Source organism: Arthrobacter sp., assembly GCF_048266065.1.
GTDB lineage: Bacteria > Actinomycetota > Actinomycetes > Actinomycetales > Micrococcaceae > Arthrobacter_H.
Window position 1 is genome coordinate 18,579 of sequence record NZ_JBLXAH010000012.1, and the last position, 13,094, is coordinate 31,672.

General features: G+C 68.8%; 13 protein-coding genes. 3 read left to right on the forward strand and 10 right to left on the reverse strand.

All coding sequences use genetic code 11. The features are described from left to right. Positions 1-19 precede the first annotated feature (19 nt). Positions 20-2,566, reverse strand: coding sequence for a phenylalanine--tRNA ligase subunit beta (pheT, locus tag ACN0TP_RS16355; protein WP_417220684.1), 2,547 nt, complete (start codon positions 2,564-2,566; stop codon positions 20-22). Positions 2,567-2,568: 2 nt separating this feature from the next. Beyond that, a complete protein-coding gene (gene pheS, locus ACN0TP_RS16360) occupies positions 2,569-3,654 on the reverse strand; it encodes a phenylalanine--tRNA ligase subunit alpha (protein ID WP_417220686.1) in 1,086 nt (361 codons plus the stop codon). Positions 3,655-3,824: 170 nt separating this feature from the next. Between pheS and ACN0TP_RS16365 the strand changes: the two genes are divergently transcribed. Further along, entirely contained in the window at positions 3,825-5,741 is a 1,917-nt protein-coding gene (locus ACN0TP_RS16365; RefSeq protein ID WP_417220688.1) for a penicillin-binding transpeptidase domain-containing protein, read from the forward strand. A gap of 1 nt (position 5,742) precedes the next feature. Next, complete coding sequence (locus ACN0TP_RS16370) at positions 5,743-6,201, forward strand: hypothetical protein (protein ID WP_417220690.1); 459 nt, start codon at positions 5,743-5,745, stop codon at positions 6,199-6,201. Here ACN0TP_RS16370 and ACN0TP_RS16375 read toward each other — a convergent pair. The 7 genes from ACN0TP_RS16375 to infC all read right to left on the reverse strand — a co-directional run bounded on the left by ACN0TP_RS16375 (position 6,173) and on the right by infC (position 11,563). Then, the gene (locus tag ACN0TP_RS16375) at positions 6,173-6,787 is read right to left on the reverse strand and encodes a pyroglutamyl-peptidase I (protein WP_417220693.1); all 615 of its coding nucleotides are present in this window, start codon (positions 6,785-6,787) and stop codon (positions 6,173-6,175) included. The genes ACN0TP_RS16370 and ACN0TP_RS16375 overlap by 29 nt on opposite strands. After that, positions 6,784-7,236, reverse strand: coding sequence for a (deoxy)nucleoside triphosphate pyrophosphohydrolase (locus ACN0TP_RS16380; protein ID WP_417220696.1), 453 nt, complete (start codon positions 7,234-7,236; stop codon positions 6,784-6,786). Before ACN0TP_RS16380 ends, ACN0TP_RS16375 begins: the two co-directional genes overlap by 4 nt. After that, positions 7,233-8,228 carry a cation diffusion facilitator family transporter gene (locus ACN0TP_RS16385; RefSeq protein WP_417220697.1) on the reverse strand — a complete coding sequence of 332 codons (996 nt, stop codon included), beginning with the start codon at positions 8,226-8,228 and terminating at the stop codon, positions 7,233-7,235. The genes ACN0TP_RS16380 and ACN0TP_RS16385 overlap by 4 nt, the downstream gene beginning before the upstream one ends. A gap of 100 nt (positions 8,229-8,328) precedes the next feature. After that, entirely contained in the window at positions 8,329-9,228 is a 900-nt protein-coding gene (locus tag ACN0TP_RS16390; RefSeq protein WP_417220699.1) for a TrmH family RNA methyltransferase, read from the reverse strand. Between the two features lie 112 nt (positions 9,229-9,340). Continuing rightward, positions 9,341-10,000, reverse strand: coding sequence for a 50S ribosomal protein L20 (gene rplT / locus ACN0TP_RS16395; protein WP_417220701.1), 660 nt, complete (start codon positions 9,998-10,000; stop codon positions 9,341-9,343). Positions 10,001-10,102: 102 nt separating this feature from the next. Continuing rightward, positions 10,103-10,297 carry a 50S ribosomal protein L35 gene (rpmI, locus tag ACN0TP_RS16400; protein WP_372699949.1) on the reverse strand — a complete coding sequence of 65 codons (195 nt, stop codon included), beginning with the start codon at positions 10,295-10,297 and terminating at the stop codon, positions 10,103-10,105. A 117-nt stretch (positions 10,298-10,414) separates the two neighbouring features. After that, on the reverse strand, positions 10,415-11,563 hold the full coding sequence (gene infC / locus ACN0TP_RS16405) for a translation initiation factor IF-3 (protein WP_417220705.1): 1,149 nt from the start codon (positions 11,561-11,563) through the stop codon (positions 10,415-10,417). Positions 11,564-11,729: 166 nt separating this feature from the next. Between infC and ACN0TP_RS16410 the strand changes: the two genes are divergently transcribed. Continuing rightward, complete coding sequence (locus ACN0TP_RS16410) at positions 11,730-12,098, forward strand: DUF1844 domain-containing protein (protein WP_343901015.1); 369 nt, start codon at positions 11,730-11,732, stop codon at positions 12,096-12,098. A gap of 75 nt (positions 12,099-12,173) precedes the next feature. Here ACN0TP_RS16410 and ACN0TP_RS16415 read toward each other — a convergent pair whose 3' ends face one another. Beyond that, entirely contained in the window at positions 12,174-13,094 is a 921-nt protein-coding gene (locus tag ACN0TP_RS16415; RefSeq protein WP_417220706.1) for an SseB family protein, read from the reverse strand.

The following is a 13,094-nucleotide window of genomic DNA, read 5'->3' on the forward strand; positions in this document are numbered from 1 at the left end:
TCGTCGTACCGGGTGCGCGTCAGCGCTGGACGGCGCCGAACTTCTCGGCGGCTGCTGCCACTGCGGCTGCCCGGGACGCAGAGGCCTCGTCGGCCGTCAGGGTCCGGTCGGCGGCGCGGAAGCGCAGCCCGAACGCCAGCGACTTCTTGCCCTCCTCGATGCCGGGGCCCTGGTAGACGTCGAACAAGGCGACGTCCTCCAGCAGTTCGCCGGCACCCAGGCGCAGGGTTTCCAGCACGTCCCCGGCCACCACGTCGCGGTCCACGACCAGGGCCACGTCCTGGGTGGAGAGCGGGTAGGTCGACAGCGGCCGGGCGACCACCAGATCCGCTGCCGCCTCGAACAGGGCGTCGGCGTTGATCTCCATCGCGACGGTGCGGGCCGGCAGGTCCAGTTCCGCGAGGAGCTTCGGGTGGAGTTCGCCGGCATGGCCGACGTGTTCGCCGGTGCGCAGCGACAGGGCAGCTGTGCGTCCCGGGTGGAACGCCTGGTGGCTTCCCTGGGCGATGACCAGCTCGACGCCGAGCATGTCCCCGATCAGCCGCGCGACGTCCAGCGCCGAGGACCAGTCATACGGCTGCGGCGTGGAGCCGGCTGCGGGGGCCGAGTCGTGGCCGAAGAGCACCGCACCAATGTGCTGCGGCTGGTGCGGCAGGCCGGCGTCGAGCCCGTCCAGGACCTCGTCCGTCGGGCGGACGCCCAGCGGGGGGATCTCGGCGCTGCCGAGCGCCCCGTCGCCGGGTAGGTACACCAGTCCTGCCTCGTAGAGGGCCAGGTCGCGGAACCCGCGGGAGAGGTTGCGGCGTGCGGTGTCCAGCAGGCCGGGCAGGATGCTGGTGCGCAGGAACCCGAATTCGGCCGACAGCGGGTTGGCCAGCTTCACAGCGGCCACCTCCTCGCCCGCGGTGGCGGTGCCGAACGTGTTGTTCTGCGTCGCGGAGACGAACGGGTAGCTGAGGACCTCGGTGAGGCCGGCGTCGGCCAGGCCCTGCAGCACGCGGCGGCGCTGCTGCTGGACCCGGGTGAGCCCGCGGCCCGGAGGGGCCACCGGAAGGGTCGAGGGGATCTGCTCGTATCCGTTGAGCCGGGCGATTTCCTCGACCAGGTCCTCGCGGATGCGCAGGTCCGGCCGCCAGGACGGGGCGGTGACACGCAGCGCGCCCGGGACCTCGGCCACCGTGGCACCCAGGTCCTCGAGTGCGGTGCGGACCTGTTCGGCGGTGTAGTCGACGCCGATCAGGCGGGAGGCGTACCCCTCCGGCAGGTCGATCACCGCTGGCTCGGGGCGGGTGCCCACATCGGTGGCCGTGTCCTCGGCGGTGCCGCCGGCCAGCTCCACCAGCAGGTCCACTGCACGCTGGGCTGCCTCGTCGGCGACCTCCCAGTCCACGCCGCGTTCGAAGCGCTTGGACGCCTCGGAGGGCAGTTTGTGCCGGCGCCGGGACCGGGCGATGGCCACCGGGCTGAAGTGGGCGGCCTCGATGAGCACCGTCGTCGTGCTGGAGGAGACCTCGGTCTCGGCACCGCCCATGACACCGGCGACGCCGATGGGGCCGCGGTCATCGGCGATGACGACGTCCTGTTCGTGCAGGGTGCGGACCTTCTCGTCCAGGGTCTGCAGCTGCTCCCCGGCGGTGGCGCGGCGCACCACGATGTCCCCGCGCAGGGCGTCGGCGTCGTAGAAGTGCAGGGGTTGGCCGAGTTCGAGCATGACGTAGTTGGAGATGTCCACGACCAGCGAGATGGAGCGCATCCCGGCCAGCCGCAGGCGCGAGGCCATCCACGGCGGGGTCGGGCGGGAGGCGTCCACGCCGGTGACGGTGCGGGCGACGAAGCGGTCGCAGCCCGGCGCGGCGTAGGCTCCCGCGTCGTCGGCGATCCGTACCGGGTAGCCGGGACCGGAGGCGGCGGGCACGGTGATCCCGGCCGCCGGGTCGGTGAAGGAGGTGCCGGTGGCGTGCGCGTACTCGCGGGCCACCCCGCGGATCGAGAAGCAGTAGCTGCGGTCCGGGGTGACGTTGATTTCCGCCGCCTGGTCGTACAGGCCCAGCAGTTCCATCGCGTCGGAGCCGACCTCGGGATCCAGGCCCAGGGTGGACAGGACCAGGATGCCGTCGTGGTCATCGCCGATGCCGAGTTCGCGGACCGAGGCGATCATGCCCGCCGAGAGGTGGCCGTACGTCTTGCGGGCGGAGATCGCGAAGTCCCCGGGCAGCACCGCGCCGGGCAGGGTCACCACCACCTTGTCGCCCTCGACGAAGTTGTGGGCACCGCAGACGATGCCCTGCACGCCGGAGGGGTCGATGCCCTCATGCGTGAGGGTCTGCTGCTGGCCCTCGGGCACCACACGGACCTGGCACCAGTTGATGGTCTTGCCGTTGGACTGGGGTTCCTTGACCAGCGAGAGGACCTGGCCCACCACGATGGGCCCGGAAATCGAATCGGTGGGGCGGTGGACGTCCTCCTCCTCGAGGCCGACCTTCACCAGGTCGGCCATGACGTCTTCGGCCGTGGCGTCGGCCGGTACCTGCGCGTATTCGCGCAACCAGGACAGGGGAATGCGCATGTCTAGATCTCCATCCCGAAGTGTTCGCTGAAGCGGATGTCGCCCTCGATCATGTCGCGCATGTCGGGGACGTCGTTGCGGAACATGAGCGTGCGCTCGATGCCCATGCCGAAGGCGAAACCGGAATAGACCTCCGGGTCCACGCCCGCGGCGCGCAACACGTTGGGGTGCACCATCCCGCAGCCACCCCACTCGATCCATGCGGGGCCGCCCTTGGCGCCGGGGTGGAAGATGTCCATCTCGGCCGAGGGCTCGGTGAAGGGGAAGTAGTTCGGGCGCAGCCGGATGGCGGCCTCGGCACCGAACATCTGCCGGGCGAAGTGCTCCAGCGTGCCGCGCAGGTCGGCCATGGTCAGGCCCTTGTCCACGGCCAGGCCCTCGAACTGGTGGAAGACCGGGGTGTGGGTGGCGTCGAGCTCATCGGTGCGGAACGTCTTGCCCGGGCACAACACGTAGACGGGCAGGTCGCGCTCCAGCAGCGAACGCATCTGCACCGGGGAGGTGTGGGTGCGCAGCACCAGGTGCGCCTCGGGCGGATCGACGAAGAACGTGTCCTGCATTTCCCGGGCCGGGTGGTCCGGGGCGAAGTTCAGGGCGTCGAAGTTGAACCATTCGGATTCGACCTCCGGGCCCTCGGCGATCTCCCAGCCCATGCCCACGAAGATGTCGCCCACGCGCTCGGACAGGGAGGAGAGCGGGTGCCGGGCACCGGCACGACGACGGTGCGGGGCCGCCGTGACATCGACGGCCTCCTCCACGAGGATGCGGGCCGCATGTTCCTCCTCCAGCACCGTGGTGCGCGCGGCCAGTTCCTTGTTCACGCGGCCACGGGCAGCGCCCATCAGCTTTCCGGCTGTGGCCTTCTCGGCCTTGTCCAGCCGGCCGATCTCGCGGTTGGCCAACGACAACGGGGACTTCTCCCCCGTGTGGGCCAGACGTGCCGCCTTCAGGGCGTCCAGGTCGCCGGCAGCGGCAATGGCTGCCAACGCCGCGTCGACGGCAGCCTGGACGGCCGGCTCGTCGGTGGGATGGGGGACCGCTGGCGCGGCCTCGGTTCTTCCACCGTTCGGTGGCGTGGGTTCAGACATGGGGGTGTACAGCCCTTTTCACAATCGCGGTGTGGTCCTGTTGCTGTGCCCCAGTCTAGTAGTTCGACGCCAGCGGCCCGAACGTGTGTCTGCAGTCCGGTGACCCGCGCGCGACCTGCGGATATGCCCCGCCTTGTGATCGGCTCCACACCCCGGCAATAATGATCACCATGCATGTAGCCCGGCGCCTGGCGCTGACGACCGTCCTGTCCACGCTGGCCCTGGGGGGCTTGTCCGCGTGCTCCGCGCAGGTGCCGGACCCCGGACCCACCGCCGAATCACTCGCCCACGCCCTGGACGGATTCGACCTCTCCGCCGTCGCGTTGAACGGGGAAGACGCCTCCACCGCGTCCTCCGAGCTCTCCACGGCGTTTGCCCCGCTGAAGGACATCAAGCACACCACCTCGGTCCAATCCGTCCAGTCCTCCGGGGAGGAGGACTCCCCCACCGCCACGGCGAAGCTGAAAACGGTCTGGGACATCGATGACACGGATGTCGACTGGAGCTACACCAGCACGGCCCAGCTCTCCTACGACCAGGAGTCCTCGTCGTGGAAGGTCGACTATGACCCCTCCATCGCCTTGCCCGGGCTGGAGGCCGGCCAGTATGTGGCCCTGAAGACCAGCAAGGCGGCCCGCGGCCAGATCCGCGGCACCGACAAGGAGGCCCTGGTCAAGGACCGCCCCGTGGTGCACATCGGCATCGACAAGACCCGGCTCGACGCCGGTCAGGCGGCCAGCGCTGCCAAGAAGCTCGCCAAGCTCGTCGACATCGACGCCGCGGCCTATGCCGCCAGGGTCAAGGGGGCCGGCGACAAGGCGTTCGTGGAGGCCATCACCCTGCGCGACAACGCCCAGCGAACCGCGACCGATGCCAAGATCGAGGCGATTCCCGGCGGCCGGGCCATCCCCGACACGGAGCCGTTGGCCCCCACCCGGACCTTTGCCCGGCCGATCCTGGGCAGCGTCGGGGATGCCACCGCCGAGATCGTGAAGCAGTCCGAGGGCAAGGTCAAGGCAGGAGACGTCGTCGGGCTCTCCGGATTGCAGGCCCAGTACAACGACCGGCTGGCCGGGACGACCGGCTATTCGGTGGATCTCTACGATGCCTCGCACCACGTGGTGAGCCCCTTGTTTTCCCGGAAACCGGTCGACGGGAAGAACATCGTGGTCACCCTGGACTCGGCGAAGCAAAAGCTGGCTGAAAAGCTGCTCACCAGCGTGGACCCGGCCTCTGCCCTGGTGGCCATCCGCCCCTCCGACGGGTCCATCCTCGCGGCAGCCTCCGGCCCCGCGGACCGGGGGCTGAACACCGCGATGCTCGGCAAGTACGCCCCCGGGTCCACGTTCAAGGTCATCACCGCGCTGGCCATGCTCCGCGACGGGGACACCCCCGCCAGCCAGGTCAAGTGCCCGGCGAAGCTGACCATTGACGGCAAGGAGTTCAAGAACTACGACGGCTACCCCGCCGCCAAACTGGGCACGATCCCGCTCTCGGAGGCCATCGCCCAATCCTGCAACACGGTCTTCGTCAAGGGCGCCTCCTCGATGAAGGCCAGCCAGCTCACCGAGGCGGGCGCCTCCCTCGGGTTGAATGCGAAGCCCTCCGTCGGCGCACCGGCATTCCTCGGGTCGATTCCCGACGATTCAACCGGCACCACCTTGGCGGCGAACGGCATCGGCCAGGGCGTCGTGGAGACCTCCCCGCTGGGCATGGCAACCGTCGCCGCGTCCGTCGCCGCCGGCCAGACGGTCTCCCCGCACCTGATCGCCACCCCGAAGACGGACCCTGCCCCGGCACCGCCGACGAAGCTGGCCTCCAGCGAAGCCGCCGAACTGAAGAAGATGATGGCAGGCACCGTCACCCACGGAACGCTGGTCGACCTGCAGGGCGTCCCGGGTCCCACCGTCTACGGCAAATCGGGCACCGCGGAATACGATGCCGACCACAACGCCCATGCCTGGGTGATCGCCATCCAGGGCGATCTGGCCGTGGCTGCCTTCGTGGCGGAAGGCAATGGCGGGGCCCAAACCGCGGGCCCACTGGTCGCCGACTTCCTCACCGGGGTCCAGCGGGCCGGGAGCTGAGGTGAACTGGCCGCGCGTCCGGGCGGTGGCGAATTGGGTGAACCTCTCCACGCCAAGTGGCCTGATCCTCGCCCGGGCCACCGGATGCGAAGTGGTCGACGGCGGACGCGGACTGCATTTCGCCCTCGGCTACCGTCCACGCTGGCCGGTGGCCGGTGCCTTCACCGTCGGCAACGTGATCCTGTTCCGGCCGGCGTTGGCGGAGCCGGAACACTTCCCCGGCCTGCTCGCCCACGAGGAACGCCACTGCACCCAGTACGCGTGGTGCCTGGGCCTGCCGTTCCTGGTCCTGTATGCCGGAGCCTGCGGGTATTCATGGTGCCGGACCGGCGATCCGGCCTCGCGGAACCCCTTCGAACGCCAGGCGGGTCTGGCGGCCGGGGGCTATGTCGAGCGGCCCGGACGTTCCTTCGCCGATCTTCTCCGCGGGCTCAGGCCAGTGCCCCGGCGCCGAGGCTGACGTCCGCTGCCGGGTCCAGCGCCTCGCGGACGACGACGAGCAGTGCCCGCACCAGCGCTTCCGGATCGGCGCTCCCGGGCCCGGTCGGGGGAACATGGACGAATCCGCCCCGTACGGTGCCGGCGGCCAACTCGTGCATCAGCGCGTAGAACACCTGGTTGCAGGCAAAGGTGCCGGCGCTCTGGGAAACCACTGCCGGCAGGCCCTCGGCCCGCAGCGCGGCCAACGCCCGCTTGATGGGCAGGGTCGTGAAGTAGGCAGCGGGGCCTCCGGGGACGACGGGCACGTCGACGGGCTGGGCACCTGAGTTGTCGGGGATCCGCGCGTCGATGACGTTCAAGGCGGCCCGTTCCAGCGTCAGGGATGCTGCCCGGGCGCTCAGGCCGGTGCAGACCACCAGTTCGGGTTGATGGGTCCGCAGGGCCTCCCGCAGGGCGTGCGGGGCGGTGGCGAAGACACAGGGAAGTTCCACGGCCACGGCCGGGCGGCCCGACCGGTTCAATTCCTCCGCAGCACTCCGTGCCGCCACGATGGAGGGGTTCTCCGTATCCCCGCCGAAGGGTTCGAAACCGGTCAGCAGGATCAACGGGTGCCTCCCGTCATCTGGCGCGTTGCCGTGGCACGGTCCACGATGGCGGCGACGATGGGCAGGTCGGCGGGGATCCAGTTGAGCCTGCCGATGTCCTCGCCCGCCAGGTCCACCCACCGCAATGCATCGTGGTCCTCCAGCGGTGCCGGCTCCCCCGAACTGACGGTGGCCAGCCACACGCGCATTGCTGCCGGCCCGGACAGCTTCCAGCCCTGGTCGATCGGGCCGGCGACCTCCTCACCCAGCCGGGCGGTGATCCCCAGTTCCTCGTGCAGTTCACGCAGGAGTCCCGCCTCGCACGATTCGCCCGGCTCGACCTTTCCCCCGGGGAATTCCCACATTCCAGCCAGCGCCGGCGGGCTGGTGCGCCGGGCGGCAAGCAACCGCGTCGGGGCCTCCAGCGAGTCCACCAGGGCCGCACCAACGATCTGCTTCAGCCCGCTCACTGCTGGACACCGCCGTCGTTCCCTGTCGTTTGCCCGGACTCCGTGGCGGGTAGCGTCCCGGTGGCCTGGGCGGCAGCAGACCCGCTGCGGGGAATATCGGGTTCGAGGTAGATCACCGTGGCGGTGGGGACGGCGGCCCGGATTCCGGCCTCGGCCTCGTCGATGGCGGACGCGATCTGCTCGCCACTGGCGCCGGCGGAGATGCCGATCTTGGCGGCCACGAGGATCTCCTCGGGCCCCAAGTGCAGGGTCTTCAGGTGGATGATCGGGGTGCCGGAGGCGGTGATGGCCGATTCGATGCGGGCGACGTTCTCCCGGGATGCGGATTCACCGAGCAGCAGCGATTTCGTCTCGATGGCGAGCACGATCGCGATGCACACCAGCAGCAGGCCGATCATCGCCGTGCCCAGGGCATCGAAGATCCCGTTTCCGGTCAGCAGTGTCAGGCAGACCCCCAGCAGCGCGAAGAACAGGCCGACCAACGCCCCCAGATCCTCCAACAGGATGACCGGCAGCTCCGGGGACTTGGCCCGGCGCACGAACTGCACCCAGCCGGTGGTTCCGCGCACTGCGTTGGATTCGTGGATGGCCGTGCGGAAGGACAGCCCCTCGGCGATCATGGCGCCAACGAGGACCGCGACGGGGACCCACCACCAGCGGCCCTCGATGCCGTGCGGATCCTTGAACTTCTCGTAGGCCTCGTACAGGGCGAACAGCCCGCCGACGCTGAACAGGATGATGGAGACGATGAACGCGTAGATGTATCGTTCCCTGCCGAAGCCAAAGGGATGCTCCGCGCTGGCCTGGCGCTTGGAGCGCTTGCCGCCGACGAGCAGCAGCACCTGGTTCCCCGAGTCGGCCACCGAGTGGATCGCCTCGGCCAGCATCGAGGAGGACTGGGTCAGCAACCAGGCCACGAACTTGAACAGGGCAATCGTCAGATTCGCCGCCAGTGCCGCGATGACTGCCGTGTTCCCACCGGATGATGCCATGTTCTCCGCCTCTGTCGTGGCGCGCACGCGCCGTGGGGATTCGTCTACGCACACGCTACTACGCCATCGCCCACTTCCGGGCTGGCGGGAAAGTGGCGGGTCAGCGGGACCGCCGCTGGGCGCGGGCCGAGGCATACAGGCAGACGGTGGCGGCGGTTCCGACGTTCAACGATTCCGCAACCCCGTACAACGGCACCGCCACACGGTGACCTGCCGCAGCGAGTTCGCCGGCGTCCAGACCCTGGGCCTCGTTGCCGAACAGCCACGCCGTGGCATCCTCCAACCGCGGGGCATCGGTGGGCGCCTCGGGGGTTCCGGCCCGGCGGGCGGCGCTGTCGTCCTGCAGGGCATCGAGATCCACGGAACCATAGCCGTCGGCCGCCAACAGCTGGACTCCCGCAGCCGTTGCCTTTTCCACCAGTTCCGGGAAGGCCACGCCGGCCACGATCGGCAGGTGAAAGACCGATCCGACGGTGGATCGCACGGCCTTGGGGTTGTAGATGTCAACGCTGCCGGTGGTCAGCACGATCGCGTCGGCTCCGGCCGCGTCGGCGGCGCGGAGAATGGTTCCGGCGTTGCCAGGATCCTGGACACGGCAGAGGACTGCGACCAGTCGCGGCCGGGCCCCCAGGACGGCGTCCAGCGTCGGTTCGGGGATGCGGCAGACGGCGATGATGCCCTGGGGTGTGACCGTATCGGCCATGGCGGCCAGGACCTCACCGGTCGCCGTGTACCGCCTGACACGCTCGCGATGGCCGGCCAGGTCCGGATGTCGTTGAAGCGCCTCGGCCGTCGCGTAGACCTCCAGGACCACGGGTTGCCGGTGCGTGGCCACCGCTTCGTCGTGGGCGCGCAATGCCTCGCGGACCGCTTGCGGGCCTTCGGCCAGGAAGGCGCCACGCTTGGCCCGGCCGGAACGGGTCGCCAACCGGGCGACATCCTTGACCCGCTCGGCGCGCGGGTTGTCCATCTCTGCTGCTGGGACGTGCGCTGCGTTCATGGAATGAACCCTATCGGGGTGGGCGTGTGGGTGGTTAAACGGCGGAGGGGACGGAATCCCGGTGGGATTCCGTCCCTCGCCGCACGGGCTGCAGCCCGTGGAGCAGCGTTGGCTACTTGGAGAACTGTTGGCGGGATTCGCCACCAGCCGGCTCGAAGCCGGCGGCCTTGGCGGCCTCGACCGAGTTGAACCAGAACTCCGGCTGGGTCTGCTCGTACCAGGTCGAGCCCGGTACGTGGTACTTCATGGACTGGTTGCCCTTGATGACGTAGCCCTCGGGAGCGTCCTCACCGTCGACGGCCTTGACAACGCCTTCGCCCTCGGTGGACTTGGCGGCCTTGGGAGCTGCTGCCTTCTTGGCGGCCGGTGCGGCGGCGGCCTTCGGGGCGGACTTCGTCGCCGGGGCGTTGACGTCGGCCGGCAGGGCGTCCTTGGCGATCTTGACGAGCGCGCTGAAGGCGTTGGCGTCGGAGATGGCCAGCTCGGAGAGCATGCGGCGGTCAACCTCGACCTCAGCGGCCTTCAGGCCCTGGATCAGGCGGTTGTAGGTCAGGCCGTTGGCGCGGGAGGCAGCGTTGATGCGCTGGATCCACAGGCGACGGAAGTCGCCCTTGCGCTTGCGGCGGTCGCCGTAGCTGTAGACGAACGAGTGGAGCAGCTGCTCCTTGGCCTTGCGGTACAGGCGCGAACGCTGACCGCGGTAGCCCTTGGCCCGCTCGAGAACGACCCGACGCTTCTTGTGGGCGTTGACCGCCCGCTTCACACGTGCCACGTGTGTACTCCTTAATATCTAGCCCGCGGTGTGCCGTGGTGACGGCAACCAGCCCGGGGAACTCCATGGATGGGTGGGAACCGGGGTTCCCGATGCGATTGCTTAGAGGCCCAGCATCCGCTTGATGGTCTTGGTGTCCGCCTTGGCAACGATCAGGTCGCCCTTGAGCTGGCGCTTGAGGCTGGAGGGCTTGTGCTCCAGGTAGTGGCGGCGGTTGGCCTGCTGGCGCTTGAGCTTGCCGCTACCGGTGAGCTTGAAGCGCTTCTTGGCGCCGCTGTGGGTCTTGAACTTCGGCATATCCGCCGTTCTCCTTACGTGCTCCCGTTGCCCTGTTCGGACCGGGGATCTTTCAGGTTTCCGGTGTTGGAAACCCGTGGGTCAGTTGTGTCGCCCCGAAGGGCGGGCCACTGCGGGCTATTTGCCCGGGCGCGGCTTCGCGGTACTGCGTGGTGCTGGCTTCGGCGTCGGCTTGGGCGTCGCGGTCGGCTTCGGCACCGGCTTCGGCACCGGCTTCGGCGTTGCAGCAGGCTTGGGGGCCGCCGCCGGCTTGGCGGCTGCTGCGGGCTTCGGCGCGGACGCTGGCTTGGCGGCAGCTGCGGGCTTCGGCGCTGCTTCGGCTGCCTTGGGGGCCGCCTTCGGGGCTGCTGCCTTGGGCGCTTCCGCCTTCGGAGCGGCAGCCTTCGGGGCTTCGGCTACCGGAGCGGCCTTGGCTGCTTCGGCGTCCTTCTTAGCCTGTTCGGCATCCTTCTTGGCCTGCTCGGCATTGTCTGCCTCCACCTTGGCCAGACGCGCCCTGAACTCGTCCGGGAGGTTGTCCCCCATGGACTGGGTCATCGCGGGCTTGTCGTCCGAGGTGTCGACGCGGCCTTCCTTGACGGCGGTCGCCTTGGCCTTGTCGGTTTCACGCTGCGCCTGGCGGCGGGCTTCGGCCTTGGCCTCCGCCTTGTTCTTCAGCGGTCCGACGACCATGACCATGTTGCGGCCATCGATACGCGGGCTGGACTCGACGACGCCGACCGCGGCCACGTCCTCGGCGAACTTGTTGAGCAACCGAATGCCCATTTCGGGGCGCTGCTGCTCACGACCGCGGAACTGGATCATGGCCTTGACCTTGTCACCGGCTCCGAGGAAACGCAGGGCATGGCCCGTCTTGGTCTCGTAGTCGTGCTTGTCGATCTTGAGCCGGAAGCGGACTTCCTTCAGGACCGTGTTGGTCTGGTTCTTGCGCGCCTCGCGTGCCTTGACGGCGGCTTCGTACTTGTACTTGCCGAAGTCCATCAACTTGCACACGGGAGGCTTCGCCGTCGGCGCCACCTCAACCAGATCAAGGTCGGACTCCGCGGCCAGACGCAACGCGTCTTCAATGCGGACGATGCCCACCTGTTCGCCATTGGGTCCAACCAGCCGCACCTCGGGGACGCGGATTCGATCATTAATGCGTGGATCGCTGATGTGTAACTCCTGCTGTTCGTTGTCCGAAACCACCAGCAACATGAAGAAGGCCTCCAGCTGCCGGGCAGTTGGAGGCCTGAAGATTCGGTTGTGGCCGCTTTCGCGTGCCATGGAACCAAGGGTTCCGATCCGAGTGACCCGGCAACCTTGAGCGGTTACAGCGGGTGGGAGTAGGCCTCCACTTGCGTACTAGCCGTGTTCCGTCCGCATGTCCTGCCCGTCCGGGCCGAGCACGCTGACTAAACAAAACCAGTCGGTCTGTGAAAAGCTTAGCAGCATGAGTACCCCTGAAACCAATCCGGACGCCACGTTCGGCGAGACCAATCATGTGCGCGACATCGCTGAGGTGGCGGCCGTGGAAGTCATCACGACAGCGGCCGTTCACCTGATGAGTGCTGCAGCGGTCAAGTGCGGCCTCGCCGAAGGCGAGGACGCCGAAGACCTGAAGGACCTGGACGAGGCCCGTAAGCTCATTACCGCCTTGGCTGGGCTCATCACAGCAGCTGCCCCCGAGGTCGGTTCCCAGCACGCCGGGCCGTTGCGCGATGGCCTGCGCTCCCTGCAGCTGGCCTTCCGTGAGGCGTCATCCATCCAGGATCCGCCAGGACAGGGGCCGGGTGAGAAATTCACCGGACCGGTGAACTAACTCCCCCGCATCAGCCCTCCAGGAGGCCGTCGCACCCGCGACGGCCTCCCTTTTGTGTGTACCGCAGGCCGGAAATCAGCCGCGCGCCGGGCCGTGAAGCCCCAGCTCAAGTGAATCGACCCGGGCAGCAAATTCAGGGTGCGCACCCAGGGACCGTTGGAGTCGTTGGAGAACACCGGCGATCTGCTCCCGTTCCGTTCCGGGGCGCACGGCTACTTCTATCCTCAGTTCGGGGCCGGGACCTCCACCCGCGACGATGGTGCCATCGGCGGCCCGGGCTGCGACGCCCTGACCGGGAGCGGCTGTGAGTCCCGTGATGGCAGGGTCTGCATCCGCGGCCGACTGCAGGAGCGGAAGGAGGGTCTCGTCGGCGTAGCTGGGAGTCCATTGCCGCTGCTGGGCCAGCGCCCACATGGCCGGACGGCGCAGCACGAACGTCAGGTCCGCCCCCGGGTCGATGACGAGAAGCTGGGCTTCTTCGGCGACGGCGGAGAGTGCGGCGCGCGGGGCGTAGACGGCCACCGGACGGGCTTGCGCATGCCAGGCGTGCAGTCGTTCCACGCTGCTGAAGACCGGAAGCGCAGGTCGGCCGTCGGGAGCCTTGATGGTCACCAAGGCCATCTCGGCTTCCTTGTCCTCGGTAAATCCGTGCTCGCCGATTCCCCCCTCGGCCAGGGTCGCGACGACGGGGACGAAGACGCGTGCATTCGCGAGCGCCCGGTGGACCGTCTGCTCGTCCCCGGTGCCCGCCTTCAGCGCGGCCAGGGCGGCCACATAGGCGGAATCCGGTTCGCCGTCGTCGGCGTCGAACTGGTGCAGGGGGTTCCCCTCGCCCGAAAGATCTCGACCGGACCAGGACTGGCCTGCGGAGTCGACATCCGAACCGGCCCGGCGCAGGGCCGCCTCGATATGTCCCGGCAGGTGGCGGCCGATGCCTGTTCCGTCTCCGCTCTCGTGTGACGGTCCGCCCGGACGGTTCTGGTCGTCTGCGCTCAT

What these genes read in the sequence shown, in the direction of transcription:
- pheT (WP_417220684.1), bottom strand. Translation starts at nt 2,566, where the DNA reads ATGCGCATTCCCCTGTCCTGGTTGCGCGAATACGCGCAGGTACCGGCC.
- pheS (WP_417220686.1), bottom strand. Translation starts at nt 3,654, where the DNA reads ATGTCTGAACCCACGCCACCGAACGGTGGAAGAACCGAGGCCGCGCCA.
- ACN0TP_RS16365 (WP_417220688.1), top strand. Translation starts at nt 3,825, where the DNA reads ATGCATGTAGCCCGGCGCCTGGCGCTGACGACCGTCCTGTCCACGCTG.
- ACN0TP_RS16385 (WP_417220697.1), bottom strand. Translation starts at nt 8,228, where the DNA reads ATGGCATCATCCGGTGGGAACACGGCAGTCATCGCGGCACTGGCGGCG.
- ACN0TP_RS16390 (WP_417220699.1), bottom strand. Translation starts at nt 9,228, where the DNA reads ATGAACGCAGCGCACGTCCCAGCAGCAGAGATGGACAACCCGCGCGCC.
- rpmI (WP_372699949.1), bottom strand. Translation starts at nt 10,297, where the DNA reads ATGCCGAAGTTCAAGACCCACAGCGGCGCCAAGAAGCGCTTCAAGCTC.
- infC (WP_417220705.1), bottom strand. Translation starts at nt 11,563, where the DNA reads ATGGCACGCGAAAGCGGCCACAACCGAATCTTCAGGCCTCCAACTGCC.
- ACN0TP_RS16410 (WP_343901015.1), top strand. Translation starts at nt 11,730, where the DNA reads ATGAGTACCCCTGAAACCAATCCGGACGCCACGTTCGGCGAGACCAAT.
- ACN0TP_RS16415 (WP_417220706.1), bottom strand. Translation starts at nt 13,094, where the DNA reads ATGAGCGCAGACGACCAGAACCGTCCGGGCGGACCGTCACACGAGAGC.